The sequence below is a fragment of the Uliginosibacterium sp. H1 genome, assembly GCF_036017065.1.
Lineage (GTDB): Bacteria > Pseudomonadota > Gammaproteobacteria > Burkholderiales > Rhodocyclaceae > Uliginosibacterium.
Genome location: NZ_JAYXHR010000001.1, coordinates 777,039 through 802,176 on the forward strand (window position 1 = coordinate 777,039; position 25,138 = coordinate 802,176).

Consider the following 25,138-nt stretch of genomic DNA (forward strand, 5'->3'; position numbering starts at 1 on the left):
CGTGGGCTATTTGCCGGAGGAAACGTCGAATGCCAGAACCAGGCTGGCGTTCGCGACCAACGGCACACGGCGTTCGTACTCGACGCTGATGTCGACGCTACCAGCGGCCCGGTTGATGACCAGATCCTGTCCCCGGATGGACGAGATGTCGTCGATCGCGGCAAAACGATCGAACGCCTTGCGGAACTCTCCGATCGCAGAATCCGGCGGCACATCGCGCACGACGCTGTTCAGCGCCTTCTTGACCGAAAAGTACTCATTGAACACGGGTACGAGCTTCAGACCGAGCAGCAATACGGCCACGAGAAAAATCCCGACCAGCAAGGTCGAGATCAGGGTCAAACCACTCTGTCGCTTCATGAAACCTCCCTGGCCAGAAAAGCGGACTTAATTGAACTTGCCCAGCCGGTCGAACTTGATGCCCTTCGGCGGCAGGATGCTGTCGGCGTGGAACCAGATGAAGAACGCCTTGCCAACGATATTCCCTTCCGGCACGAAGCCCCAAACCCGGGAGTCGGCACTCTGGTCGCGGTTGTCGCCCATCACGAAATAGTGACCTGCCGGGACGGTGCAGCTCATGCCCTCCCCGGTGTGCGTGCAACTGGCCTGGTTGGCATGCGCAATGCGCTGCCCCTCCGGGATGAACGGCAGAGCATCCTTGTCATTGAGTACGGAGTGCTCCTTCTCACCGATCTTCTCGACGAATTTCTGCGAGTAGTACAGGCGCTCGGGATGCAGATACTCGCCGTCGTCACGCGTTTCCACGGCTTGGCCGTTGATGGTCAGGCGCTTGTTGATGTACTCCACCTTGTCGCCGGGCAGGCCGATGACGCGCTTGATGTAGTCCTGGCGGATGTCGTGCGGATAGCGGAAGACCATCACGTCACCGCGTTGCGGCTCCCCAACCTCGATGACCTTCTTGTTGATCACCGGCAGGCGCACACCGTACTCGTACTTGTTCACCAGGATGAAATCGCCGACGAGCAGGGTCGGGATCATCGAGCCGGACGGAATGCGGAACGGCTCCACCCAGAACGAACGCAGCATGAAAATCGGCAGGATCACGGGGAAGAAGCTCGCCCCGTATTCCACCCACCAGGGGTCGGGCGTCTGCTTGCTGCGCTTCTTGCGCGCCACCAGTACATCGTAGAACCAGAGCACGCCGGTCAGCACGCTCAGCACGAACAGAATCAGGGCGAAGTCCACTGCGTCTTCCAGTATGAGTTGTAGGAGCTTTGTTCTTTGTTACTTGGAATCGTCGACACGCAGCACGGCAAGGAAGGCTTCCTGCGGGATCTCCACATTACCCACTTGCTTCATGCGGCGCTTGCCTTCCTTCTGCTTCTCCAGCAGCTTCTTCTTGCGCGAGATGTCACCGCCGTAGCACTTTGCCAGCACGTTCTTGCGCAGCGCCTTGATCGTTTCGCGCGCAATGATGTGCGAACCGATCGCGGCCTGCACGGCGACGTCGAACATCTGGCGCGGGATCAGTTCACGCAGCTTGGCAGCCAGTTCGCGGCCGCGGTACTGGGCGCTGGCGCGGTGCACGATGACCGACAAGGCATCGACCTTCTCGCTGCTCACCAGCAGGTCCAGCTTCACCACGTCCGCGGCGCGGTATTCCTTGAAGTCGTAGTCCAGCGAGGCATAGCCACGCGACACCGACTTCAGCTTGTCAAAAAAGTCCATGACCACCTCGGCCATGGGCATGTCATAGACCAGCTTCACCTGGCGACCGTGGTAGTGCATGTCCACCTGGTTGCCGCGCTTCTGGTTGCACAAGGTGATGACCGGGCCAAGGTAGTCCTGCGGCACGAAGATGGTGGCCGTGATGATCGGCTCGCGCACTTCTTCGATCTTGCTGATCTCGGGCAGCTTGGACGGGTTCTCAATCTTGATGACTTCGCCTGAATTCAGCAGCACTTCATACACCACGGTCGGCGCCGTGGTGATCAGGTCCATGTCGAACTCACGCTCCAGGCGCTCCTGCACGATCTCCATGTGCAACAGGCCCAGGAAGCCGCAACGGAATCCAAAACCGAGCGCTTGCGAAACCTCCGGCTCGTACTGCAACGACGCGTCGTTGAGCTTCAGTTTTTCCAGCGAGTCACGCAGCTGGTCGTACTCGCTGGCCTCCACTGGATACAGGCCGGCGAAAACCTGCGGCTTGATTTCCTTGAAACCTTCCAGCGCCTCGCTGGCGGGCTTGCCTGCCAGGGTGATGGTGTCGCCCACCTTGGCCGAAGTCAGCTCCTTGATGCCCGCAATGACGAAACCCACCTCGCCGGCGTTGAGCGACTCGCGCTGCACCGACTTCGGACTGAACACGCCAGTCTGTTCGCACAGATGCTGCGCGCCAGTGCTCATGAACAACAATTTGTCCTTGGGACGCACGACGCCATCGACCACGCGCACCAGCATCACGACACCGACGTAGTTGTCGAACCAGGAGTCGATGATCAAGGCCTTCAGCGGGCCCTCCGCCTTGCCGCGCGGAGCCGGAATCTTGGCGATGATGGCTTCGAGAATTTCCTCGACGCCCATGCCTGTCTTGGCCGAACAGGGGATCGCGTCGGTGGCGTCGATACCGATCACGTCCTCCACTTCCTGGCGTGCCGTATCCGGGTCGGCCGACGGCAGGTCCATCTTGTTCAGCACCGGCACCACTTCCACGCCGAGCTCGATCGCGGTGTAGCAATTGGCAACCGTCTGCGCTTCGACGCCCTGCGACGCATCCACCACCAGCAACGCCCCCTCGCAGGCGGACAGGGAGCGGCTGACTTCATACGAGAAGTCGACGTGCCCCGGCGTGTCGATGAGGTTCAGGTTGTAGACCTGGCCGTCACGCGCGCGGTACTGCAGCGCGGCGGTCTGCGCCTTGATGGTGATGCCACGCTCACGCTCCAGATCCATCGAGTCGAGCACCTGGGCCTCCATCTCGCGTTCGGACAGGCCGCCACAGGTCTGAATGAGACGGTCCGCCAGCGTGGACTTGCCGTGGTCGATGTGGGCGATGATCGAGAAATTGCGAATGTGTTGCATGCGTGGCACAACAAAAAGGGTGCCGCGGCACCCTTCGTGGACTCAGAAAAGTAGGCGCGGATTATAGCTGAAGCAGCCTGCAAGCCCCAGCGCGCCGAGCTCAGGGCTGGCGGGCAGCGGTCCGCAGGCCAACGAAACTCAGGGTGTCGCCACGGCGCACCTGCAGGCTCACCGCAGCACCTGCCGACAAGCCATCGACCAGACGGTTGAAATGCTCGGCATTGCGTACGTCCTGTACCTGCCCGCGGCTCACGATGGCCACCACCACGTCACCGGGGCGCAGATCGGCGCGCGCAGCAGCCCCCGTTGCGCGGCGGATGGCTGCGCCGCGGTCCAGCTTCAGTTGCTTGCGTTGCTCGGCATTCAGATCCTGGGTCAGCAAACCCAGGCGGTTGCCGCCGCGCACATCGGCCGGCTTGCTGGCCGGGGCCTGACGGGCAGCCTCTTCTTCCGGCAGTTCGGCCACGCCCACCGACACGTCGATGAGCGCACGCTGGCGCCAGACCTGCATGCCGGCTTTCCTGCCCGGCTGCGTCGCGCCGACGATGCGCGGCAGCTCACTGGAGGTCTCCACCGGCTTGCCATCGAAGCGCAGGATGATGTCGCTGACCTTGATGCCGGCCTGATCAGCCGGACTTCCCGGCTCCACCGCACCCACGAGGGCCCCACGCGGCCGATCGAGGTCGAAGCTGTCGGAAATGTCGCGAGTGACTTCCTGGATGAGCACGCCGATGCGCCCGCGCCGCACCCGGCCCCGGTCACGCAACTGGGCCTGCACATCCATCGCCACGTCGATCGGAATGGAGAAGGACAGCCCCATGAATCCGCCGGTCCGGCTGTAGATCTGCGAGTTGATGCCGACCACTTCGCCGCGCAGGTTGAACAACGGCCCGCCGGAGTTGCCCGGATTCACCGCCACATCCGTCTGGATGAAGGGCACCAGTGAATCATCGGGAAACGAGCGCCCCTTGGCACTGACGATGCCGGCCGTCACCGAATTGTCGAAGCCGAAAGGCGAACCGATCGCCAGCACCCAGTCACCCACGCGAAGCTTCGAAGAATCGCCCAGCACGGCGCGTGGCAAACCGGTTGCGTCGATCTTGAGCAGGGCAATATCCGTGCGCCGGTCACTGCCGATCAGGCGTGCAGCAAACTCGCGTTTGTCCTGCAGGCGGACGAGGATTTCATCGGCACCCGCCACGACGTGCGCGTTGGTGATGATGTAGCCGTCCGCGCCGACGATGAGCCCGGAACCGACGGATTCATCCTCGTCTTCCGGAACCTGCTGGTCAGGCTGGCGCGGTGCGAAACGTCGCCACCATTCCGGTACCGACCCCATGTCTTCCTGCTGCAGGGGTGGCGTCGCGACGCCAGAGGTCGCGCGGTTGGCCGTGATGTTCACCACCACCGCTCCTTGCCGCTCGACCAGATTTGCGAAATCAGGCAACTCGCGCGCCTGCGCGAGCGACAGCATCCAGGAGATACATAGCGCGACCAGCAGGCCGCGCAAGGGGAAACGCAGGTTCATCCGCGCAGCTTAGCGCAGCGCGATGATGCGTGGGGCCATGCGTCGGCGCTCGGCCTGACCGACCCGCCAGACCGTCACCGCGAACCCCAGGCCGAGCATGCCGCCCAGCAGGGTTCCGGTGTCGGAATCGGCAGCCCAGAACCCCAGGACGGACCCGGCCAGCAAGGCGAGGATCGGCAGGAGCCAGGTTTTCGCCAGGCTGCCGCGGGGTGCGCCTTCCGGCATGTGGATCAGCACCTTCTCGCCGGGCTGCACGGCTTCGTCGCTGAGCACGGCGTACTCCACGCCCTGGTCACCAAACAACTGGTCGAGGGCGCTGTCCCCCGCCTCGACGACCCGCACGTAAGTCTGGTCGCCATCCACCCGCGACACGACAGCTTCCAACTGCATCAAGACTCCATCAGCGGATGCTGCGCGACGGCTTGCTGCGCAGGCTGACGCCATCTGCCGCGGCCTGCAGGGCAGCCATCGGCACTTCACCAATGGCAGTGATCATCTGGCTGGCGTACATGCGCTTGTAGATACCTATCGGTCCGCTGTTGCTGGGTTGCGGCGTCACGCCACGGGACTCCACGGCCGGCTCGACAAAGACCGAAATGCTGGCGAGACCATCGGAGAACACTGCGTGATAGGCCTCGGCACCATCCTTGCGCAAGGGACGGCGGATCGACGACACCTGGCGGAAGCCCGGCGGCACGCCCTTGAATGTCCACGACACGTCGTCCGGCCGGACATCGCCTCCACGCGCATTCACGACCACCCAATCGGTCTGGTCGGCATAGCGGGAGCGCACCTTTTCCTTGTCCGGCGTGATGTGGAGCGCGATTTCCGAGAACCCGAAGTGCTCCAGCACATCGCCTTTGGCATTGACCAGGCGCGCGCGCAGCAACAGCCCGGTTTCCTTGTCGGCCCACAGCTTGTAGCCGTAGCGGAACTCGTCGCGGGGGAACAGCGACAGCTGGATCGCGTCGCGCCCGGCAATGCGCACCGGGGCGCCGACGCGCATTTCGTAGTGCTCCGGCAAAGCGCTGACCATGGAAATCACGCGGCCGGGGAAGCGCACCGAACCGGCACGATCCAGCACCACCATCTTGTCATTGGGGAGGTAGCAGCGCACCTCATCCTTGATGCGGATCACTTCCCGCACCGGTCCATCCAGGGTTTCGAGCTTTTCCTGCTCGCCGGAGGCATCCGAAAAATGCGTAATGCGCGAAGTCTCGGTACGACCATTGACCTGATAGACGAACACGCCGCTGTAGTTCAGACCTCGTGCAGCCTGACTCATGCGCTGCAGCAGCGCCATGGCCTCGGCGGTGGACTGGGAAGACTCAGCAGCAAAAGCCTGCGCACCGCACACGAGCAGCAGTGCGGTCAGCCAGCGCGCACCGATCATCGAGCCATCCCTGAGGATTCGTCGGATACGGTACGGACATAGCCCGCCACCTCGGCCATGGGAGCGCCACCCGCATAAGCCTGGTGGGCGATGAGGTAGGCACGATCACCGCTCAGCAATACATCACTGGCAGGCGCCGCGACCAAGCGAGCCTGCGCGCCCGGGGCCGGGGATGCTGCCAGCATCGGCGTCGCCGTCGGCGCCACTGTGTCGGGGGCCAGCGAGAAGCCGGCCCAGGCAACCACCAGCACGGCACAGCTGGCCGCCGCCATGGCCATCCAGCGATTGGGTTCGAGCTTGCGTTGCGGCGCCACCGCCACAGGGGCCAGCACCACCGGCTCGCTCTTCAGCGCCTCCAGCACGCGTGCGCTGAAATCGACCGACAGTGCAGGCTCGCCACGCAGGGTATCGCCGATCAGCCAGTAGGTTTCGCAAGCGCGTCGTTCCGCCGGCTGGCGACGCAGACCTGCCGTCGCACGCGCCAGGGAGTCGGCATCCAGTTCGCCATCGAGCCACGCTGAAAGTTGTTCGTTCATTTCCTTACCACCTCGTTACCACCGCTGATCGGGGGACACATCCAGCAAAGGCTTCAAGCGCTCTGCAATCGCCTCTCGCGCACGGAAGATGCGGGAACGCACCGTGCCGATCGGGCAATCCATCACCGTCGCAATCTCTTCGTAACTCAAACCTTCCAGCTCGCGCAGCATGATTGCGGTGCGCAAATCTTCAGGCAGAGCCTCCATCGCTGCATTCACCGTTTCGCCGATCTGCTTGGTTACGAGCAGGCGTTCCGGCGTATCGATGTCACGCAGCTGATCGCCATCATCGAAGGTTTCAGCCTCCTCCGAAGCGATCTCCGTTGTCGTCGGGGCTCTGCGCCCTTGCGACACCAGATAGTTCTTGGCCGTGTTGACGCCAATCCGGTACAGCCACGTATAAAACGCGCTGTCTCCCCGAAATGACGGCAAGGCACGATAAGCCTTTATAAAGGCCTCCTGCGCCACGTCCTCGACCTCGGCTGGGTCTCGGATCATGCGGGATAGCAGGCGGGCAAGCTTGCGCTGGTATTTGGAAACCAGCAGGCCGAACGCCTGCTGGTCACCGCGCTGCGCGCGCTCGACCAACTGCTGGTCAATAGCTCTGTCGCTCATCGGCTGAGGGTGATTGTTCTTGTCGGGATGCTTCCCCGGGAAAACCGCCCGAGTATAGCCGAAGGCATCTCATTGCCTGCCCCTGTGACTGCGCCCCGCCACGGAAGTTCAGCCCGCAGAGCAAGGTGTATCAAGGGGGCGTGATATAGTCCCGCGGCCTTCGGATTCCCCCGGAACACCACAGCGTGCAGCAGTTCGACGTCCTCATCCTCGGCAGCGGCCTGGCCGGCCAGTCACTGGCCCTGCGTCTGGCCGACAGCCGGCGCGTAGCGATCGTCACAAAACGTCACATCGAGGACAGCGCAAGCGCCTGGGCCCAGGGCGGCATTGCCGCCGTCATCGACCCCGCCGATTCCACCAAGTCACATTTCGACGACACCATGGTCGCCGGCGCAGAGCTCTGCGATCCGGCCGCCACCCGCTTCGTGGTGGAGCATGGCAACGCCGCCATCCAGTGGTTGCGTGAACAGGGCGTCCCTTTCACGCCGGATGGCGACACGCCATGGGGCATGCACCTGACGCGCGAAGGTGGTCACAGCCATCGACGCATCGTGCACGTCGCCGACGCCACCGGCGCAGCGGTGCAGGAAACGCTGATCGACCGCGTGCGCCGCCATCCGAACATCCGAATCTTCGAACGCCACATCGCGGTCGACCTGATCGTCGGCAACAAGATCGGCAAGCCGGATGCCGGCTGTCTGGGTGCCTACCTTCTCGACATCGACAAGGGGCACATCCATCCGTTTGCAGCGGCGCATACCGTTCTGGCGACGGGCGGAACCGGCAAGGTCTATCTCTACACGACCAACCCTGACACCGCCACCGGCGACGGCGTGGCGATGGCCTGGCGCGCGGGCTGCAGCGTGGCGAACATGGAGTTCATCCAGTTCCACCCCACCTGCCTGTACCACCCGCAAGCAAAATCCTTCCTGATCTCGGAGGCCGTCCGCGGCGAGGGCGGCCTGCTGAAACTGCCCGACGGCACGCGCTTCATGCCGCAACACGACCCGCGCGCAGAACTGGCACCCCGCGATGTAGTAGCGCGCGCGATCGACTTCGAGATGAAGAAGCGCGGCCTGGACAGCGTGTTCCTGGACATCAGCCACAAGTCGCCCGAGTTCCTTCACGAGCACTTCCCGAACATTCTGGCGCGCTGCGCCGAGCTGGGCATCGACATCACCCGCCAGCCGATCCCGGTGGTGCCTGCCGCCCACTATTCCTGTGGCGGCGTGGCGGTAGACCTCAAGGCCCGGACGGATGTCCCCGGCCTGTATGCCATCGGGGAGACCGCCTACACCGGTCTGCACGGTGCCAACCGCCTTGCCAGCAACTCCCTGCTGGAGTGCGTCGTCTTCAGCGAGGCCGCTGCGCAGGACATCCTGAGCAATCCGCGCAAAGCCGTCGACATGCTGCCTGCCTGGGACGAGAGCCGGGTCTCCGATGCCGACGAGGAAGTGGTCATCGCCCACAACTGGGAAGAGCTGCGGCGCTTCATGTGGGACTACGTCGGCATCGTGCGCACCAACAAGCGACTGGAGCGCGCCCAACACCGCATACGCCTGCTCACGCGCGAAATCGACGAGTACTACGCCAACTTCCGCGTCAGCAACGACCTGATCGAGCTACGCAACCTCGTCGTCACCGCCGATCTCATCGTGCGCAGTGCCCTCAAGCGCAAGGAAAGCCGCGGCCTGCACTTCTCGCGCGACTATCCTCAAACCCTCAAGAGGAGCCGTCCCACCGTGCTGCGCAACCCACGCCGGCCGGGACGGCTACGCAGCTGGGTGTTCGGCTAGGCATCGCCGCAAGGGCAACGAACACCGCTCCCCTCAGGCTTTGCGGCGCCCCTCGGACGGGGATGCCTGCGCTACGTCCCAGCGCAATCTAGCGCGCAAACCGCGCCATGCCTCCTGCCCGACCCCGCCACGCGTCAGAACGCAGCGCCCGCGCCTGGTTTGCGGTGCGCCGCCCATCTGCTCCCACACCAGGACAAGACAAACCCCCAGATCCACGGAAGACTGGAGGACGTTCGCGTCTTGAGTTATCCCGGCGCGATGCAACCGCAGGCGCCTGCCGTTGAGCCACTCCAGCTCCAGTGCGTCAGCAGCACGAACCCTGCGCCAGACCATACTTGCTGACACCACGACAACCAGCCCGACGACCGCGCGCACCCAACCCGGCACGCCACTTCCCAGGCATGCCACGACGGGCAATATGTGCGCAACGCCGGCGACAGAACGCAAGCCAAATGAAAAACGCGCCGACACCCGCAGAGGCGGGAAATTCGGCGCGTGTCGGCTGACAGCCAAGCGGAGGTCAGACCTTGCGGAACACCAGCGTGCTGTTGGTGCCACCAAAACCGAAGGAATTGGACAAGGCTGCGCGGATCGGCATCGGACGTGCCACGAGCGGCACATAGTCCAGATCGCATTGCGGGTCGATCTCCCGCAGGTTGGCCGTCGGCGGCGCGATCTGGTTGTGCACGGCCAGGGCGGTGAATACCGCTTCGATCCCTGCAGCGGCCCCCAGCAGGTGGCCCGTCATCGACTTGGTGGAACTGATGGCGAGACGCTTCGCGTCGTCGCCGAACGCGCGCTTGACGGCCAGCGTCTCGGCAATGTCCCCCAGCGGGGTCGAAGTGCCATGCGCGTTGACGTAATCGATCTCATCGGCAGCTGTCTTGCCATTGCGCAACGCATTGACGATGCTGCGCGACGCCCCCTCACCACCCTCGCTCGGCGCGGTGATGTGGTAAGCATCCGAACTCATGCCGTAGCCGGCGACTTCGCAGTAAATCTTCGCGCCCCGTGCCTTGGCGTGCTCGTACTCTTCCAGCACCACGACGCCGGCGCCTTCACCCAGCACGAAACCATCGCGGCCGACATCCCAGGGGCGGCTTGCCGTCGCCGGATCGTCGTTGCGGGTCGAGAGGGCCTTGGCAGCACAGAAGCCGCCCATGCCCAGCATGGAAACAGTGGACTCGGCGCCGCCCGCGACCATGACGTCGGCATCGCCGTATTCGATCAGGCGCTGCGCTTCACCGATGGAGTGATTGCCCGTGGCACAGGCACTCACCGTCGCGAAGTTCGGCCCCTTGAAACCATAGTTGATCGAGAGGATGCCGGAGATCATGTTGATGATCGACCCCGGCACGAAGAACGGCGAGATCTTGCGCGGGCCGCCTGCAGCCACGTCATTGCCGGTCTCTTCGATCATCGGCAGGCCACCGATGCCGGAACCGATACAAACCCCCACCTGCTCGGCAAACGACGGGTTCGCGTCGATGCCCGCGTCCTTCAAGGCATCGATGGCGGCCGCCAGGCCGTAGTGGATGAAGGTGTCGTAGCGGCGCGCTTCCTTGGGAGAAAGGTAGGCCGCCACGTCGAAATCCTTGACCTCGCCGGCGATCTGGGTCGTCAGCGGGGTGGCGTCAAAACGCGTGATGCGCGTGATGCCGGAGCGAGCGTTAAGGATGTTGTCCCATGCGGTGGCGACGGTGTTTCCAACGGGCGAGATGATGCCCAACCCAGTGATGACTACGCGACGACGCGACAACGCTCGACTCCTGGCAATTTGACGGGTGAAGCAGCCTGATCAGGCCTTGTTCAGATGCGCATTGACGTAGTCAATGGCTTGCTGGACGGTGGTGATCTTTTCGGCTTCTTCGTCGGGGATCTCGCACTCGAACTCTTCTTCGAGAGCCATCACCAGCTCGACGGTGTCGAGCGAATCGGCGCCCAGATCGTCCACGAACGAGGACTCGTTCTTGATCTCCGCCTCGTTAACACCCAGTTGCTCGGCGACGATCTTACGTACTCGCTGCTCAACGTTCTCCATGAATCGCTCCTTCCCTGTAATCGGATAGTTCGAGAAAAACTCTCGCATTCTAGCAGAAACCCAAGGCCATCTTCAGGCAACTCCGGGCTTCTGCTCACTCACATACTGAGCGGCATGCCGCTCAGACCATGTACATGCCGCCATTCACGTGCAAGGTGGCGCCGGTCACGTAGCTTGCCGCCGGTGACGCGAGGAAAGCAACCACGGCGGCGATCTCTTCCGGACGACCGAGGCGACCGAGCGCAATCTGCCCCTGCAGGGCGTCACGCTGTGCATCCGGCAGTTCGCGGGTCATATCGGTATCGATGAAACCCGGGGCCACGCAGTTGACCGTAATGTTGCGGCTGCCCAGCTCACGCGCCAGTGCGCGCGTCATGCCGCCAACACCGGCCTTGGCGGCCGCGTAGTTGGCCTGACCGGCATTGCCGGAACTGCCCACCACCGAGGTGATGTTGATGATGCGGCCCGTGCGCGCCTTCATCATGCCGCGCATGACGAGGCGGGACATGCGGAAGACCGCCTTGAGATTGGTGTCCATCACCGCATCCCATTCGTCGTCCTTCATGCGCATGGCGATGTTGTCACGCGTGATACCGGCGTTGTTCACCAGCACACCGACCGTGCCGAACTCCTTTTCGATCCCGGCGATCGCCGCTTCACAGGCAGTCGCATCGGTGACATTCAGCATCAGGCCGCGGCCACTCACACCAGCCTCGGTCAGCGCAGCCGAAATGGCGGCCGCACCGCTTTCGCTCGTCGCCGTACCAATCACGGTCGCGCCGGCGCGACCCAGCACCAATGCGATTTCGCGGCCGATGCCGCGGCTTGCCCCGGTAACCAGGGCTACCTGGCCCTGCAGACTCGTTTGCATCGAATTCTCCCTGTTCTTGTTACAGCGCTTCGCGCAGGCGGCGAACCGACTCCGCGTCGATCAACGCATCGACTTCCAGCGAAGCTTCGATGCGCTTGACCAGACCCGCCAGCACCTTGCCCGGACCGCACTCGGCCACGCGCACGACGCCCTGCGCATGCATCGCCTGCACCGTCTCGATCCAGCGGACCGGGCCGTAAGCCTGGCGCACCAACGCATCGCGGATACGGGACGGGTCGCTCTCGATGGCGACGTCCACGTTGTTCAGCACCGGAATGGCCGGGGAACGGAACTCCACTTCGGCAAGGCGCGCAGCCAGACGTTCCGCGGCCGGACGCATCAGTTCGGAATGGAAAGGCGCACTCACCGGCAATGGCACGGCACGCTTGGCGCCACGCGCCTTGCAGGCTTCCATGGCACGCTCGACCGCTGCGGCATGACCCGCAATGACGATCTGCACCGGCGAATTCAGATTCGCCGCGGCGACCACCTGTCCCTGCGCCGCCTCGGCGCAGGCAGCGGCCACTTCTTCAGGCGCCAGGTTGAGAATGGCGGCCATGCCACCTTCGCCGGCCGGCACCGCTTCCTGCATGGCCTGCGCACGGAAACGCACCAGACCCACGGCATCCTTGAAATCGATCGCGCCCGCAGCAACCAGCGCAGCATACTCACCCAGGCTGTGCCCTGCCACAACGGCAGGGACAGGGCCGTCCAGAGACTGCCATGCACGCCACACGGCAACGCCGGCGGTCAGCATGATTGGTTGCGTATTGACGGTCTGCGCCAGCACTTCGGCCGGGCCATCGGCCACCATTGCCCACAGGTCGAAACCCAGCGCGGCGGAAGCCTCATCGAACGTTTCGCGCACGACGGCGAAATCGGCGTAGGCCGACATCATGCCGACCGCCTGCGAACCCTGTCCCGGGAAGACAAAAGCGAATTTCATTTCAGACATCCTTGTGACGAGTATGCCGAAGCTCAGACGCGAGCCAGCACCGCACCCCAGGTGAAGCCACCACCTACGCCCTGCAGCATGACGAGCTGCCCGGGGCGGATGCGACCGTCGCGCACGGCGACGTCCAGCGCCAGCGGCACGGAAGCCGCGGAAGTATTGCCATGCATGTCCACGGTCACGACCATACGCTCGGCCGGGATCTTCAGGCGCTTGGCCACGGATTGCATGATGCGGATATTGGCCTGGTGCGGAATCAGCCAGTCAAGCTCATCCAGCGACAGGCCTGCCAGATCCAGCACCTCCTGCCCGACGTCACCCAGCACCTTCACCGCCTGCTTGAACACAGCCTGACCGTCCATGCGCAGGAACGGCGAACCCACGATCTCACCGCCGGCGATCTGGCCCGTCGTGTTGAGGATCTGGTGCTGCGAACCATCCGCGTGCAATGCAGACGACAGGATGCCGGCCTTGTCGTCAGCCGCCAGCACGACGGCGCCAGCGCCGTCGCCGAACAGCACGCAGGTGGACCGGTCCTTCCAGTCGACGATGCGGGAAAGCGTTTCGGCCCCGATGACCAGCGCGCGCTTGTGCGAACCGGACCGGATGAACTTGTCTGCCACCGTCAGCGCATAGACGAAGCCACTACACACCGCCTGCACGTCGAAAGCCGTCGCGCCGGGCGGAATGCCCAGTTCGTTCTGGACAAGACAGGCCGTGCTCGGAAACACCATGTCCGGCGTCGTCGAAGCCAGCACCACAAGATCGATGTCCGTCGCGGCAATGCCAGCCGCATCCAGTGCTCGACGCGCCGCTTCGGCCGCCAGCGTGCTGGTACGGACATCCTTCTCGGCGATGTAGCGCGCACGGATACCGGTACGCTCGACGATCCAATCGTCGGAGGTATCGATACCACGCGCGACGAGATCATTGTTAGATACCGGCGCGCCAGGCACATAGCCGCCCGTACCAACGATTCGGGAAAAGATCATGCGGTCTCAGCGACGGCCCGGTGCTGGGCCATGTAATCGTTCATGCGATGTTCGATACGCGCGATGAGCTGGTTGCGCGCGGCTTCTGCCGCACGGCGCAAGGCCATCGTGAAGGCCATGGCGTCGGCCGAGCCGTGGCTCTTCACCACCACGCCGCGCAGCCCGAGCAGGCATGCGCCATTGTAGCGACGATGATCCACCCGACGCTTGAAGCGCTTGAGCGCCGGCAGGGCCACGAACGCCGCAACTTTCGCCAGCCAGTTGCGCGTGAATTCCTGGCGCAGGAAGGTCGCCATCATCTGGGCGATGCCCTCCGAGGCCTTCAGCGCAACGTTGCCCACGAAACCGTCGCAGACCACCACATCCGTCGTGCCTTTATAGATGTCGTTGCCTTCGACGTTTCCGTAGAAGTTCAGGCCGGAGTCACGCAGCAGTTCGGCGGCCTGCTTGACCACCTCATTGCCCTTGATGTCCTCTTCGCCGATGTTGAGCAGGCCGACGGTAGGCCGCTCACGATGCTCCACGGCTTCCACCAGCATCGCGCCCATGATGCCGAACTGCAGCAGATGTTCGGCAGAGCAATCCACGTTGGCGCCAAGGTCGAGCATGTAGGTCTGCCCGTGCATGGTCGGCATGATGGTCGCGATCGCCGGTCGGTCGATGCCGGGCAAGGTCTTGAGTACGAAGCGGGAAATCGCCATCAGTGCGCCGGTATTGCCGGCGGAGAGGGCCGCATGCGCTTCGCCAGCCTTGACCAGGTCAATCGCCACGCGCATGGATGAATCCTTCTTGCCGCGCAGCGCGGAAGCCGGGGGCTCATCCATTTCGACCACTTCGGAGGCGTGACGGATGGTCACGCGATCGCCGTAGGCAGCCAGGCGTGGAGCAATGTCGCCGGCAAAACTCTCCGGCTTGCCCACCAATATGGCGTGCACGGACGCATCTTCGTCGAGGAATCGCAAGGCAGCAGGAATCGTCACGGAGGGACCGTGATCGCCGCCCATGCAGTCAATCGCAAGAGTGATGTTCATCTTGCTCGCTTGCGCGCTGCAAAGGAAAAGGAATTCGGGGGAATTCTGGAAAGGGAGGAAATGGCGGCGGGCGCATTGTTCGCAGCCCGCCAGCACATGTCAGGACGATTATTCGCCCTTGGCCTTGACGACCTTCTTGCCACGGTAGAAACCGTTGGGCGAGATGTGGTGACGCAGGTGAGCCTCACCGGAAACCGGCTCCACGGCCAGCGCCGGGGCGGTCAGGAAATCGTGCGAGCGGTGCATGCCACGCTTCGACGGGGACTTTTTGTTTTGTTGAACGGCCATTTCTTCACTCCTTGGTTTACTTACTACCCTTGTCCGACTTCAACTGCGCCAGTACGGCAAAGGGCGAATCCTTCACTTTTGCAACAGCCGCCTCAGGCGTTTCGCAGGAATCGTGCATCGGCGATATGGGCAACGAGAGCAGGATCTCGTCTTCCACCGCCGCCAGCACGTCGAAGTTGTGACCGACGTTGATCGGATCGCAGCTATCGTCTTCCAGCGCTTCGTCCGGCAAGGCCTCACCTTCAGCAAGAAGCATCAGGCGGTTTTCGCTCTCCAGCACATGCGGAACGGCTTGCAGACAACGCTGGCAACCCAGACCGATCGCACCTTCGAGCTGCAGGACGATGAACAGCTTGTCATCCTGGCGCAGGCCCTGCAGGTGGTAGCGCACGCGCTGATCCAGCCCGGCGCCATCCTCCAGCACATCTGCCAGCCGCCCGAAACTCCGCGCATCCACCTCCCCGTCGACCACCGCGCCACGGCGGGCAAAGTCGAACGGGTCGGCAATCAGCACATCCTGAGAAGCGGGCAACTGTTGCGACATAAACGGTGAATGATATGATTTTCAGGCTTTTCTGTCAAAGCCGACGCTGCTTTCGCGACGCCGGCACCTGCTGCCCCCATGCCCACTCCCCTTGTCCTGGCCTCTACCTCGGTCTATCGCCGCGCCTTGCTTGAACGCCTGGGCCTCGATTTTGCAGTAGACCGCCCCGAAACCGACGAAACAGCCCTGCCGGACGAGGCGCCACGCGCCACGGCGGAACGCCTGGCGATCGCCAAGGCGCGGGCCGTGGCGCCACGCCATATGGGCAGCCTGATCATCGGCAGCGACCAGGTGGCGGCGCTCGGCGAACGGCATTTCGGCAAACCCGGCACCATCGAACGCGCCGTCGCGCAATTGCGCGAGATGAGCGGCAACACCGTGGTATTCCATACCGCGCTGTGCCTGCTGGACAGCCGCGACGGCAGCTACCAGATCGAAACGGTGCCCACCGAGGTCAGGTTCCGGGAGCTCGAAGAGACCGAGATCCGTCGCTATGTCGAACGCGAAATGCCGCTCGATTGCGCCGGCAGCGCCAAGTCCGAAGGACTGGGCATCAGCCTGCTGGAATACATGCGCGGCGACGATCCCAACGCGCTGGTCGGCCTTCCGCTGATCGCCCTGTGCCGCATGCTGCGCCAGGCCGGTGTGCAGGTTCCCTGATGGCCGGCAGCCTGTATCTTCTGCCGGTCCAGCTCGGCCCGGCCGACACGGTCATGACACACCCGCCCGGCGTGCTGGCAAGCACGCAGCGGCTGGATTACTTCATTGTTGAACGGGCCAAGACGGCTCGCGCCGACCTGCGCAAACTGGGCCATCCGGCCCAACTGGCCTCGCTCACCATCGAAGAGCTGCCTGCCCAAGCCGAAAAACTGGACCAGCGCGAACTCGACAGGTTGCTGGCACCGGTTCTCGCCGGCCGCGATGGCGGGCTGATGTCGGAAGCCGGCTGCCCGGCCGTGGCCGATCCCGGCGCACTGGTCGTGCGACGGGCTCATGAACGGGGCATCAGGGTCGTGCCACACGTCGGCCCGAGCTCCTTGCTGCTGGCGCTGATGGCCTCGGGCCTGAATGGTCAGTGCTTCCGTTTCCACGGCTATCTGCCAGTCCAGGCGGAAGCACGCCAACGCAGCATCGCGGAGATCGAAGCGGAATCCGCAAGGCGCAGCCAGACCGAGCTTTTCATCGAGACGCCCTATCGCAACATCGCCATGCTGGACGCCCTGCTGCTGCACCTCAAGGACAGCACGCAGCTTTGCGTAGCGAGCGGGCTGACCACCGCCGAAGAACGGATCACCACCCGCAACGTCGCCGACTGGAAGCTCGCAATAAAACAGGCTGGACAACCCGACCTGGATCGCCAGCCTGCGATTTTCCTGCTGCTTGCCATGAGCCGCGGCGACAAGCGCCGCTGAGGCCCCGGCCTTTTACTTCCAGCCGAAGCGCTCGACCGCCCCCAGGAAGCCGTTGGCGGTTTCCGCACCGAAGCGCTTGGCAAAACGCTCCGCGAAATTCTGACGCTGCGTGTAGTCGCGGATGTCTTCGGCCTTGATGATGTCGCGCGCTACGGTGTCCACGGTGCCGAAACCATCGGTCAGCCCCAGCTCGATGCTCTTCGCGCCGGTCCACACCAGCCCGGAGAACGTCTCCGGCGACTCCTTCAGGCGGGGGCCGCGCCCCTTGCGCACCACATCGATGAACTGCTGGTGGATCTCGCCCAGCATCTGGCGGGCGAAATCCTGCTGCTTCGGGTCCTGCGGCGAGAACGGATCCAGGAACCCCTTGTTCTCGCCCGCCGTCAGCAGCCGGCGCTCGACGCCCAGCTTCTGCATGGCTTCGGTGAAGCCGAAACCATCCATGCGCACGCCGATCGAGCCGACCAGGCTGGCCTTGTCGACGAAGATTTTGTCGGCCGCCACCGCCACGTAATAGCCACCCGAGGCACAGATGTCCTCGACCACCGCATACACCGGCACGTTGGCATGCTTGGCACGCAGACGGCGGATCTCGTCGTTGATCATGCCGGCCTGCACGGGACTGCCGCCCGGGCTGTTGATCCGCAGCACCACGCCACGCGTGCCGGCGTCGTCGAACGCCGCCTGCAGCGCGAGGATCACCTGTTCGGCATTCACCTCGTCACCGCCGCCGATCACGCCATCGAGCTGCACCAGCGCCGTGTGGGCGGCGCCATCCGAGGTAGCCACCTCGCCGCGGTCCCATCCCCACACCATCATCAGGATGAAGCCGACGTAACCGAAACCGAGAATCTTGAAGAAGATGCTCCAGCGGCGACGCCGGCGCTGTTCCTTGAGGCTTTCGAAGGCCAGTTGCTCGACCAGCTTGCGTTCCCAACCGGGTTCGTTCATGTCACTCATGCTCATGGAGGTAGATGTTGCCGTCCTGCTCCAGCACCTTCAAAGGAATCAAGGCACCGCCCCTGCAGGGACCACCGGCGCAATGGCCGGTATCGGCTTCGTAGAGAGCGCCGTGGGTGGCGCAAATCAAGTATAAGCCCGAATCGTCGAAGAACTTTCCGGGGTTCCAGTCGAGTTCGACGGCGACATGGGCGCAGCGGTTCAGGTAGGCGCGGGGCTTTCCATCGAAACGCACCACGAAGGCGGACTGTTCCCCGTCCTGCGTCGCGACGGCAAAGCGCACGCCATCACCTCCGTCAGCCAGCTCGGCGCTCGTGCAGATCAGCCGTTGCATGCCAGCCAGTCCTGCAACGCCGGAATGTCATGCACGATTGCCAGCGGCGCCTCCGCCTGCAGTACGGGCAGTGGATGGGCGCCATAGCTGACCGCCAGCCCCGCTGTACCCGCATTGCGCGCCATCTGCAGATCGTGCGTCGTGTCACCGATCATCAGCGTGCGCGACGGCTCGACCAGGCATTCGTCCATCAACTCCAGCAGCATGCCGGGATGCGGCTTGGAAAAGCTCTCGTCCGCGCAACGCGTGGCAACGAACAGGTGTTCGATGCCGGAGCCCAGCAGGACGCGGTCAAGCCCGCGCCGGGCCTTGCCGGTTGCCACGGCCAGTTGATGCCCGCGCGCATGCAGCGACGCGAGCAGCGCAGGCACGCCGTCGAAGAGCACCAGCGTGTCCGCATCGGTCAGGAAGTGATAGCGGTAGCGCTCGGCCACCTGCTGGTGCGCGCTGTCAGGCACGTCCGGCAGCAGATAGTGAATGGCATCTGCCAGGCTCAGGCCGATGACATGCGCAGCACGCACATCGTCCGGCACCGGCAGGCCAAGATCGGCACAGGCGGCCTGCAGGGACCGTACGATCAGCGCCGTGGAATCCATCAGCGTGCCGTCCCAGTCAAAGACGATCAGGTCGAACTGGCGGCTCATGCTCCAGGCGCTCCCTGCGGGTATTCAAGCTTCTGCGTCGCGGACACGTGCGTCACGTAGGCCACCAGCTCGGGCGGCAATGGCGCTTCGAGATCGATGAGGACTTGCGTCTGCGGATGATGGAAGCGCAGCTTCGCCGCATGCAGGAACATCCGCCCGAGGCCTTCCCGGACAAGCTGCTTGTTGAGCGCGAAGTCGCCGTACTTGTCGTCGCCCAGCAGGGCATGGCCGAGCGACTGCATGTGCACGCGGATCTGATGGGTACGCCCCGTCTTCAGCTCCACTTCCACCAGGCTGCAATCCTCCCAACGCCGCTGCAGGCGCACGATGCTGTGGGCAGGTTTGCCGTCGCGATTCACCGCCACGCGACGCTCGCCGTCTTCGGTCAGGTACTTCAACAATGGCACGCGCACATGCTGGAGCGGGTTCATCCAGCGGCCCTGCGCCATCGCCAGGTAGCGTTTCTCCACGCTGCCGGCACGCATCTGGTCCTGCAGCGCCGTCAGCGCGGCCCGGCGCTTGGCGATGATGAGCAGTCCGGACGTCTCGCGGTCGATGCGGTGCACCAGCTCCAGCAGGCGGGCCTGCGGACGCTGGGCGCGTAGCTGCTCGATGACGCCGAAGCTCACCCCGCTGCCACCATGCACAGCCACGCCGGACGGCTTGTCGATGACCAGCAGGGAATCGTCTTCATAGACCACCGGAAAGTCACGCGGAGGGGCGGCGGAAACCAGTCCTTCCGTCCGTTCTGCCACGCGCACCGGTGGAATACGGACTTCGTCGCCGGCATTCAGGCGATAAGTCTGGCTGATCCGCCCGCCATTCACCCGCACCTCGCCAGAGCGCAGGATCCGGTAGATGTGACTCTTCGGCACACCCTTGCATTCGCGGATCAGGAAGTTGTCGATGCGCTGGCCGGCGTCCTCCGCATCCACCCGGACTCGCCGCACTGCAGCAGGCTGACGCCCTGCCGTTGCCGCCCGGTCAGGCGGCGCTTTGCCTAAATTCATTCTCTTCCCATATACTGCGGCCTGTTTTCCCGGCTGCGTAGGCTGCGATCGTACTGCATCGCACAGCCCGCCCGCAGGTGGACTGCACTGCAACACCGACACCCCGCTGGTCCCCGGCTCCACGAAGCGCGAAGTCGCCCCGAAGAGCCCGGCTCCATGCCTCTGGCCTGAATGGTCTTCCAATCCCGCCAGTCCGTGCCCGTGCCTGCCCTGCCCGTCCATCCTCCGCGCTGGTCTTTGGTGCCTTCATGCGACCGACCGCAGAGCCACGCCGGAAAGACCATTGCCACGCGCCCCGCAGAACCAGAAGAACGGAGCGCGATGGTAGATGACACCCACTACACAAGCTACAAGCACGCAAGCCAGATTGCAGATTTCACGCGGCGACGCGCGGCCCGCGAGGCAGCGCGACGACGCAGCAGCGAACCCGAACACCGTTTGCCCACGAACACGATGGATTCATCCCGGTTCCCGACAAGCAGTCAGTAGCACGCTCCCGAAGCCGGGGGCGTGAGGTTCGCCGTGGTCTGCTTCTGCGTTGCGCGCAGGAGAAGAACCCAAAATGAAGCGCATGCTTTTCAACGCGACGCAGGCCGAAGAACTCCGCGTCGCCATCGTCGATGGTCAGAAGCTGATCGACCTCGACATCGAATCGGCCGCCAAGGAACAACGCAAGAGCAATATCTACAAGGCGGTCATCACCCGCATCGAGCCCAGCCTCGAAGCCGCCTTCGTCGATTACGGCGCCGAGCGCCACGGCTTCCTGCCGTTCAAGGAAATCTCCCGCTCCTACTTCAAGGAAGGCGTCGAAGCCTCCAAGGCACGCATCCAGGATGCGCTGTCGGTCGGCCAGGAACTGATCGTCCAGGTCGAGAAGGACGAGCGCGGCAACAAGGGCGCCGCCCTTACCACCTTCATCTCGCTAGCCGGCCGCTACCTCGTGCTGATGCCGAACAACCCGCGCGGCGGTGGTGTTTCGCGTCGTGTCGAAGGTGACGACCGTGCCGAACTGCGCGAGATCATGGATGCGCTGGAAGTCCCCGGCGGCATGAGCCTGATCGCCCGCACCGCCGCCATCGGCCGCAGCGCCGAAGAGCTGCAGTGGGACCTGAACTACCTGATGCAGTTGTGGACCGCCATCGACGGTGCCGCCAAGGGCCAGAGCGGCGCGTTCCTGATCTATCAGGAAGGCAGCCTGGTGATCCGCGCGATTCGCGACTACTTCCAGCCGGACATCGGCGAGATCCTCATCGACACCGACGAGATCTTCGAACAGGCCCAGCAGTTCATGGCCCACGTGATGCCGGGCAACGTGAGCCGCGTGAAGCGCTACCGCGACGACGTGCCGCTGTTCTCGCGCTTCCAGATCGAACACCAGATCGAATCCGCCTACTCGCGCCAGGTGAACCTCGGCTCGGGCGGCGCGATCGTCATCGACCACACCGAAGCACTGGTCTCCGTCGACGTTAACTCCGGCCGCGCCACCAAGGGCAGCGACATCGAGGAAACGGCGTTCAAGACCAACTGCGAAGCCGCCGACGAAATCGCCCGCCAGCTGCGCCTGCGCGACCTGGGCGGCCTGATCGTCATCGACTTCATCGACATGGAGAGCCAGCGCAACCAGCGCGAGGTGGAAAACCGCTTGCGCGACGCACTGCGCTACGACCGCGCCCGCGTGCAGACCGGCAAGATCAGCCGCTTCGGCCTGCTGGAACTGTCGCGCCAGCGACTGCGCCCGGCCCTGGCGGAAACCAGCTACATCACCTGCCCGCGCTGTACCGGTACCGGCCACATCCGCTCCACCGAGTCGGCCGCGCTGCACATCCTGCGCATCCTCGAAGAGGAGGCGATGAAGGAAAACACCGGCGCCATCCACACCCAGGTGCCGGTGGATGTCGCGACCTTCCTGCTTAACGAGAAGCGCGTCGACATCGCCAAGATCGAGATCCGCCACAAGGTCAACCTGCTGATCATCCCGAACCGTCACCTGGAAACGCCGGCGCACGAGATCATCCGCCTGCGCCACGACCAGCTGAACCAGGAAGACAGCCACCTGCCCAGCTACCGCATGGCCGAGGCGCCCACCGAGCCAAGCTACACGCCGCCGTCGGCGCAGACCGAAGCCCGCCCGGCCCGCCAGCAGGCTGCCATTCGCGGCATCACGCCGGAACAACCGGCACCGGTCGTCGAACCGCGCGCCGAAACCCCGCGCGCATCCCGCGCGCAGGCCGCCGCTCCGGCGGCTGCCGAGCCGCAAGGGCTGCTGCAGCGCATCTTCGGCTGGCTGCGTGGCGAGACCAAGGAAGAGGCGCCGGTCGTCGAAACCAAGCCGGCCAGCACCCGCCGCGAAGGCCGTGACGGTCGACGTGGCCGCGACGGCGAGCGCCGTGAGCGCGGTGACGGCGAACGTCGTGGCCGTGATGGTCAGCGTGACGCCAAGCCGCGCGATGAACAGGCACGCGGCGAAGGCCGTCGCCAGGACAAGCGTGAAGATGGTGCCCAGGGCGAACAACGCAAGGGCCGTGGCGAAGGCCGCCAGGACCGCAACCGCAAGGAAGAGGTAACGACGGCGCAGGCCGCGCAACCGGCCACCGCCAAGCCACAACGTGAGCCGCGCGAGCCCCGTGAAGGCAAGGAAGGCCGCGAACCGCGCGAGCGTCGCGAACGCCAACCGCGTGAGCCGCGTCCGGCTGCCACGCAGGCAACTGACGAGGTGATCGACCAGAGCCTCGTGCAGGCCGCCGTCACTGATGTGACGGCCATCGAGCAAGGTGCCGCCACCGGCGAACAGCGCGAAGGCAGCGGCCGTCGTCGCAACCGTCGCGGCCGCGGCGGCCGTGGTGGCGAGCGTCGTCAGGATGGCGAGGCCGGCGCTGTCGCCGCCGTCAGCTCCGAGCTCGACGTTCCGACCGAACTGGTATTGCCTGCCGAAGTCAGCAGTGCTGCCACGCAGGTGAACGAGCCCGCTCCGCTGGACGTCCCGCCTGTCGTGCCGGTCGAAGCAAGCCAGGAGGTCGCCGAGCCTGCGACCGAACCGAGCTTCCTCGAAGTCCTGCGTGAAACCGCACCGCCGGCCCTGCAGAAGGAAGCCGAGCTGGAGCCGGTAGCCGTGGAAACCGCCACCGCTGAAGAGCCCGTCGTCGCCCTCAACGAGGAAGTGCCGGCAGCATCGGCCACGTCGCTGAGCGCGTTCGAGAATACGGTGGTGCAGGCCGTGGAACGCCAGAGCGCTCCTCAAGCGCCGGCCGTCGAGGCGCCGCAAGCCCAGTTCGACTTCAGCGCGCTGCTGAAGGACGACAGCCTGCAGATGGTCGAAACCAAGGGCGGCAGCAGCATGGTCGTGGCGAGCGAAGAATCCACCACCGAACCGGCACGTCGCCGCCCGCGTCCCACCGTGACACCGGTCGCCGATGAGCCCCTGCAGCAGGTCGAAACACGCCGCGAGTAAGCATGCAGGAGTGTCCGATAAAGGACGCAAAGGAAAGGGGCCGCAACAGCGGCCCCCTTTTTTTTGGCCTGTGGCCCTTGGCACTCGGACTTGCCGGAAAGGGCGAGTCCTATTGAAACAGAGTTCAAGCGAATGCAGCGCGACTACCAGATGGAACTCGCCGATTGACCACTGGTGACGCGGGCGCATGCATGAACGGTTCCACTTGCTCAGACATGAAGGCTCCAATGCAATGTCGCGCGGTCATTGAAAGAATCTGAGGCCATCGCACCGCCCGAGGGCGGCCAATGTCGCTGTGGATGGTTGCTGCGCACCCCGCACGAAGAGCCTGTCCTCAAGCGCGGCACCCGACCCCGGGGGCGTATAGCAGGCGCGTCTCTGCCACCGAAACGCGAGCATCCATTCCCGCCGCCGTCCACCGAACAGTGCGGCAATGACCGGACGGCTGGCCTGCGTCAGACATCCCCCGTCGCAACTGACCTATCTCACCCGCTGGCGTCGCAGAAAGCAAAACGGGCACCTCGCGGTGCCCGTTCTTGCCTGTTCCAGGACGGCTTACTTCAGTTGCTCATACAGCAAGGACAGGATCTGGCGTGCGGAATCCGTCTTGACCACCACGCCTTCCTTGTTCAGCACGCGCACGGTCGACTGCGCCGCATCTCCGGCCACCGCAATCCGGTACTCGCCAGTAATGCTGTTGCCCTTGTCATCGCGCCAGAACGCCAGCTTGGACATGATGCCGCTGTCCTTACGTTCCACATCTTCCGGCATCACGTAACGCACGACGTAGTAGCCCTTTGCGCGGTCGCGGTCTTCAACGACGAGGCCGACGCGATCCAGCGACAGACCCACCTGGCGCCAGGCCCGATCGATCGGATCCTTCAGCAGCAGTTGCGAAGCGCCGTCAGCATCCTTGCCGAGCTGGGCACGATCCGAAGGCGCTGCCGCTGCAGCAGCCACCGTCTGCGTCGCCTCCTCCTTCTTCACACCCGCGAAGCGGGTCATCATGTTGACCAGCATCTCGGCTTCGAGATTCGGATCAGGCGGGCGCGACTGCCAGCGGGTCTGCGTGTTGCTCTCTTCGATGAAGACTTCATCGACACCGCGATGGCTGATGTAGATCTCGACCGTGCCGGGCTCTTGCCCCGGCTCCAGGCGGGTGCGGAATTTGTCGCGTTCCGAATTGCTCCACAGCGTGCCGATCACCGAACTCAATGCGCTGCGGACGATGTCCTGGGGAATGTTGGCGCGGTTTTCCGCCCAGTCGGTTTCCATGACCAGCGTGTTCGGCGATTCCGACTTCAGCGTGAAGCCGGAATCCAGCCAGAATTCGCGCGTCTTGGTCCACCATTCCGTGGTCGTCCCCGGTACGACCAGCCAGCGCTGCGTGCCGGCGCGCATGATGCGCATCTTGGCAGCGACTTCGGTCATGGACGATCGCACCGGCGACGCAGCCGCAGCCTCGGCAGGACGGCTGCTGTATGTCGACAGCGTGGCGCTGCCACGTGAGCTGTCGGGCATCGCGAAACGGCCGTCAGCGGTGGGCGCCATCAGATCGGGCGGAACTTCCAGCGTGCTCTTCTTGGCAGGAACGCTGGACTCGTAGCCAGTGGGATTCTTGTGGTCGCCGGTGCTGGAACAGGCGGCCAGTCCGAGTGCGCAGGCCAGCACGGCCCCGTTACGCACGAGTTTCATCATCAG

General features: G+C 64.2%; 26 protein-coding genes. 4 read left to right on the forward strand and 22 right to left on the reverse strand.

Features of this window, described 5'->3' with window-relative positions; genetic code table 11:
• Positions 1 to 6 precede the first annotated feature (6 nt).
• From VVD47_RS03545 to rpoE, 8 genes are all read right to left on the reverse strand, one after another.
• A complete protein-coding gene (locus VVD47_RS03545) occupies positions 7 to 360 on the reverse strand; it encodes a DUF4845 domain-containing protein (RefSeq protein ID WP_327602021.1) in 354 nt (117 codons plus the stop codon).
• Positions 361 to 387: 27 nt separating this feature from the next.
• Positions 388 to 1,206 carry a signal peptidase I gene (gene lepB, locus VVD47_RS03550; protein WP_327602022.1) on the reverse strand — a complete coding sequence of 273 codons (819 nt, stop codon included), beginning with the start codon at positions 1,204 to 1,206 and terminating at the stop codon, positions 388 to 390.
• A 39-nt stretch (positions 1,207 to 1,245) separates the two neighbouring features.
• Entirely contained in the window at positions 1,246 to 3,042 is a 1,797-nt protein-coding gene (lepA, locus tag VVD47_RS03555; protein WP_327602023.1) for a translation elongation factor 4, read from the reverse strand.
• Between the two features lie 100 nt (positions 3,043 to 3,142).
• Entirely contained in the window at positions 3,143 to 4,570 is a 1,428-nt protein-coding gene (locus VVD47_RS03560; protein WP_327602024.1) for a Do family serine endopeptidase, read from the reverse strand.
• Between the two features lie 9 nt (positions 4,571 to 4,579).
• Positions 4,580 to 4,960 (reverse strand): SoxR reducing system RseC family protein, encoded by a 381-nt coding sequence (locus VVD47_RS03565; RefSeq protein WP_327602025.1) that lies wholly within the window; start codon positions 4,958 to 4,960, stop codon positions 4,580 to 4,582.
• A gap of 10 nt (positions 4,961 to 4,970) precedes the next feature.
• Entirely contained in the window at positions 4,971 to 5,963 is a 993-nt protein-coding gene (locus VVD47_RS03570) for a MucB/RseB C-terminal domain-containing protein (protein WP_327602026.1), read from the reverse strand.
• A complete protein-coding gene (locus tag VVD47_RS03575) occupies positions 5,960 to 6,499 on the reverse strand; it encodes a sigma-E factor negative regulatory protein (protein ID WP_327602027.1) in 540 nt (179 codons plus the stop codon). Before VVD47_RS03575 ends, VVD47_RS03570 begins: the two co-directional genes overlap by 4 nt.
• A 15-nt stretch (positions 6,500 to 6,514) precedes the next feature.
• Positions 6,515 to 7,114 carry an RNA polymerase sigma factor RpoE gene (gene rpoE, locus VVD47_RS03580; protein ID WP_327602028.1) on the reverse strand — a complete coding sequence of 200 codons (600 nt, stop codon included), beginning with the start codon at positions 7,112 to 7,114 and terminating at the stop codon, positions 6,515 to 6,517.
• Between the two features lie 185 nt (positions 7,115 to 7,299).
• On the opposite strand from rpoE, the gene nadB reads away from it, so the two are divergent.
• The gene (gene nadB / locus VVD47_RS03585) at positions 7,300 to 8,910 is read left to right on the forward strand and encodes an L-aspartate oxidase (protein WP_327602029.1); all 1,611 of its coding nucleotides are present in this window, start codon (positions 7,300 to 7,302) and stop codon (positions 8,908 to 8,910) included.
• Between the two features lie 33 nt (positions 8,911 to 8,943).
• Here the strand turns inward: nadB and VVD47_RS20810 are convergent, their stop codons facing one another.
• From VVD47_RS20810 to VVD47_RS03625, 9 genes are all read right to left on the reverse strand, one after another.
• Entirely contained in the window at positions 8,944 to 9,531 is a 588-nt protein-coding gene (locus VVD47_RS20810; RefSeq protein WP_443080930.1) for a protein YgfX, read from the reverse strand.
• Positions 9,431 to 10,669, reverse strand: a complete 1,239-nt coding sequence (gene fabF, locus VVD47_RS03590) for a beta-ketoacyl-ACP synthase II (RefSeq protein WP_327602030.1) — start codon at positions 10,667 to 10,669, stop codon at positions 9,431 to 9,433. Before fabF ends, VVD47_RS20810 begins: the two co-directional genes overlap by 101 nt.
• 39 nt (positions 10,670 to 10,708) lie before the next feature.
• Positions 10,709 to 10,951, reverse strand: a complete 243-nt coding sequence (gene acpP / locus VVD47_RS03595) for an acyl carrier protein (protein ID WP_327602031.1) — start codon at positions 10,949 to 10,951, stop codon at positions 10,709 to 10,711.
• Between the two features lie 121 nt (positions 10,952 to 11,072).
• Positions 11,073 to 11,822 carry a 3-oxoacyl-ACP reductase FabG gene (fabG, locus tag VVD47_RS03600; protein WP_327602032.1) on the reverse strand — a complete coding sequence of 250 codons (750 nt, stop codon included), beginning with the start codon at positions 11,820 to 11,822 and terminating at the stop codon, positions 11,073 to 11,075.
• Between the two features lie 19 nt (positions 11,823 to 11,841).
• Positions 11,842 to 12,768, reverse strand: coding sequence for an ACP S-malonyltransferase (gene fabD, locus VVD47_RS03605; RefSeq protein WP_327602033.1), 927 nt, complete (start codon positions 12,766 to 12,768; stop codon positions 11,842 to 11,844).
• A gap of 32 nt (positions 12,769 to 12,800) precedes the next feature.
• On the reverse strand, positions 12,801 to 13,766 hold the full coding sequence (locus tag VVD47_RS03610; RefSeq protein WP_327602034.1) for a beta-ketoacyl-ACP synthase III: 966 nt from the start codon (positions 13,764 to 13,766) through the stop codon (positions 12,801 to 12,803).
• A complete protein-coding gene (gene plsX, locus VVD47_RS03615; RefSeq protein WP_327603176.1) occupies positions 13,763 to 14,797 on the reverse strand; it encodes a phosphate acyltransferase PlsX in 1,035 nt (344 codons plus the stop codon). Before plsX ends, VVD47_RS03610 begins: the two co-directional genes overlap by 4 nt.
• A 108-nt stretch (positions 14,798 to 14,905) precedes the next feature.
• Positions 14,906 to 15,085: a 50S ribosomal protein L32 gene (gene rpmF / locus VVD47_RS03620; protein ID WP_327602035.1), complete on the reverse strand. Its 180-nt coding sequence runs from the start codon at positions 15,083 to 15,085 to the stop codon at positions 14,906 to 14,908.
• 16 nt (positions 15,086 to 15,101) lie between these two features.
• A complete protein-coding gene (locus VVD47_RS03625; RefSeq protein WP_327602036.1) occupies positions 15,102 to 15,629 on the reverse strand; it encodes a YceD family protein in 528 nt (175 codons plus the stop codon).
• 78 nt (positions 15,630 to 15,707) lie between these two features.
• Between VVD47_RS03625 and VVD47_RS03630 the strand changes: the two genes are divergently transcribed.
• Entirely contained in the window at positions 15,708 to 16,289 is a 582-nt protein-coding gene (locus VVD47_RS03630) for a Maf family protein (protein WP_327602037.1), read from the forward strand.
• Positions 16,289 to 17,041, forward strand: a complete 753-nt coding sequence (locus tag VVD47_RS03635) for an SAM-dependent methyltransferase (RefSeq protein WP_327602038.1) — start codon at positions 16,289 to 16,291, stop codon at positions 17,039 to 17,041. Before VVD47_RS03630 ends, VVD47_RS03635 begins: the two co-directional genes overlap by 1 nt.
• A 12-nt stretch (positions 17,042 to 17,053) precedes the next feature.
• Here VVD47_RS03635 and VVD47_RS03640 read toward each other — a convergent pair whose 3' ends face one another.
• From VVD47_RS03640 to VVD47_RS03655, 4 genes are read right to left on the reverse strand one after another with little or no spacing between them, the layout of a single operon-like run.
• Positions 17,054 to 17,992 carry a S49 family peptidase gene (locus VVD47_RS03640; protein ID WP_327602039.1) on the reverse strand — a complete coding sequence of 313 codons (939 nt, stop codon included), beginning with the start codon at positions 17,990 to 17,992 and terminating at the stop codon, positions 17,054 to 17,056.
• Position 17,993: 1 nt separating this feature from the next.
• Positions 17,994 to 18,335, reverse strand: a complete 342-nt coding sequence (locus VVD47_RS03645; protein ID WP_327602040.1) for a Rieske (2Fe-2S) protein — start codon at positions 18,333 to 18,335, stop codon at positions 17,994 to 17,996.
• Positions 18,323 to 18,979, reverse strand: a complete 657-nt coding sequence (locus VVD47_RS03650) for an HAD-IIIA family hydrolase (protein WP_327602041.1) — start codon at positions 18,977 to 18,979, stop codon at positions 18,323 to 18,325. The genes VVD47_RS03645 and VVD47_RS03650 overlap by 13 nt, the downstream gene beginning before the upstream one ends.
• Positions 18,976 to 19,989: an RluA family pseudouridine synthase gene (locus tag VVD47_RS03655; RefSeq protein WP_327602042.1), complete on the reverse strand. Its 1,014-nt coding sequence runs from the start codon at positions 19,987 to 19,989 to the stop codon at positions 18,976 to 18,978. The genes VVD47_RS03650 and VVD47_RS03655 overlap by 4 nt, the downstream gene beginning before the upstream one ends.
• 562 nt (positions 19,990 to 20,551) lie before the next feature.
• On the opposite strand from VVD47_RS03655, the gene VVD47_RS03660 reads away from it, so the two are divergent.
• A complete protein-coding gene (locus VVD47_RS03660; RefSeq protein ID WP_327602043.1) occupies positions 20,552 to 23,437 on the forward strand; it encodes an Rne/Rng family ribonuclease in 2,886 nt (961 codons plus the stop codon).
• Between the two features lie 555 nt (positions 23,438 to 23,992).
• On the opposite strand, the gene bamC is transcribed toward VVD47_RS03660, so the two are convergent.
• Positions 23,993 to 25,135: an outer membrane protein assembly factor BamC gene (gene bamC / locus VVD47_RS03665; protein ID WP_327602044.1), complete on the reverse strand. Its 1,143-nt coding sequence runs from the start codon at positions 25,133 to 25,135 to the stop codon at positions 23,993 to 23,995.
• Positions 25,136 to 25,138 lie beyond the last annotated feature (3 nt).

Coding starts and splice junctions, on each gene's coding strand:
- VVD47_RS03630 (WP_327602037.1), top strand. CDS start 15,708: ATGCCCACTCCCCTTGTCCTGGCCTCTACCTCGGTCTATCGCCGCGCC.
- VVD47_RS20810 (WP_443080930.1), bottom strand. CDS start 9,531: ATGTGCCGCTCGTGGCACGTCCGATGCCGATCCGCGCAGCCTTGTCCA.
- VVD47_RS03635 (WP_327602038.1), top strand. CDS start 16,289: ATGGCCGGCAGCCTGTATCTTCTGCCGGTCCAGCTCGGCCCGGCCGAC.
- VVD47_RS03560 (WP_327602024.1), bottom strand. CDS start 4,570: ATGAACCTGCGTTTCCCCTTGCGCGGCCTGCTGGTCGCGCTATGTATC.
- VVD47_RS03610 (WP_327602034.1), bottom strand. CDS start 13,766: ATGATCTTTTCCCGAATCGTTGGTACGGGCGGCTATGTGCCTGGCGCG.
- plsX (WP_327603176.1), bottom strand. CDS start 14,797: ATGAACATCACTCTTGCGATTGACTGCATGGGCGGCGATCACGGTCCC.
- bamC (WP_327602044.1), bottom strand. CDS start 25,135: ATGATGAAACTCGTGCGTAACGGGGCCGTGCTGGCCTGCGCACTCGGA.
- lepA (WP_327602023.1), bottom strand. CDS start 3,042: ATGCAACACATTCGCAATTTCTCGATCATCGCCCACATCGACCACGGC.
- VVD47_RS03655 (WP_327602042.1), bottom strand. CDS start 19,989: ATGAATTTAGGCAAAGCGCCGCCTGACCGGGCGGCAACGGCAGGGCGT.
- VVD47_RS03640 (WP_327602039.1), bottom strand. CDS start 17,992: ATGAACGAACCCGGTTGGGAACGCAAGCTGGTCGAGCAACTGGCCTTC.
- VVD47_RS03565 (WP_327602025.1), bottom strand. CDS start 4,960: ATGCAGTTGGAAGCTGTCGTGTCGCGGGTGGATGGCGACCAGACTTAC.
- VVD47_RS03575 (WP_327602027.1), bottom strand. CDS start 6,499: ATGAACGAACAACTTTCAGCGTGGCTCGATGGCGAACTGGATGCCGAC.
- VVD47_RS03645 (WP_327602040.1), bottom strand. CDS start 18,335: ATGCAACGGCTGATCTGCACGAGCGCCGAGCTGGCTGACGGAGGTGAT.
- fabG (WP_327602032.1), bottom strand. CDS start 11,822: ATGCAAACGAGTCTGCAGGGCCAGGTAGCCCTGGTTACCGGGGCAAGC.
- acpP (WP_327602031.1), bottom strand. CDS start 10,951: ATGGAGAACGTTGAGCAGCGAGTACGTAAGATCGTCGCCGAGCAACTG.
- VVD47_RS03660 (WP_327602043.1), top strand. CDS start 20,552: ATGAAGCGCATGCTTTTCAACGCGACGCAGGCCGAAGAACTCCGCGTC.
- fabD (WP_327602033.1), bottom strand. CDS start 12,768: ATGAAATTCGCTTTTGTCTTCCCGGGACAGGGTTCGCAGGCGGTCGGC.
- rpmF (WP_327602035.1), bottom strand. CDS start 15,085: ATGGCCGTTCAACAAAACAAAAAGTCCCCGTCGAAGCGTGGCATGCAC.
- VVD47_RS03545 (WP_327602021.1), bottom strand. CDS start 360: ATGAAGCGACAGAGTGGTTTGACCCTGATCTCGACCTTGCTGGTCGGG.
- VVD47_RS03650 (WP_327602041.1), bottom strand. CDS start 18,979: ATGAGCCGCCAGTTCGACCTGATCGTCTTTGACTGGGACGGCACGCTG.
- VVD47_RS03625 (WP_327602036.1), bottom strand. CDS start 15,629: ATGTCGCAACAGTTGCCCGCTTCTCAGGATGTGCTGATTGCCGACCCG.
- rpoE (WP_327602028.1), bottom strand. CDS start 7,114: ATGAGCGACAGAGCTATTGACCAGCAGTTGGTCGAGCGCGCGCAGCGC.
- VVD47_RS03570 (WP_327602026.1), bottom strand. CDS start 5,963: ATGATCGGTGCGCGCTGGCTGACCGCACTGCTGCTCGTGTGCGGTGCG.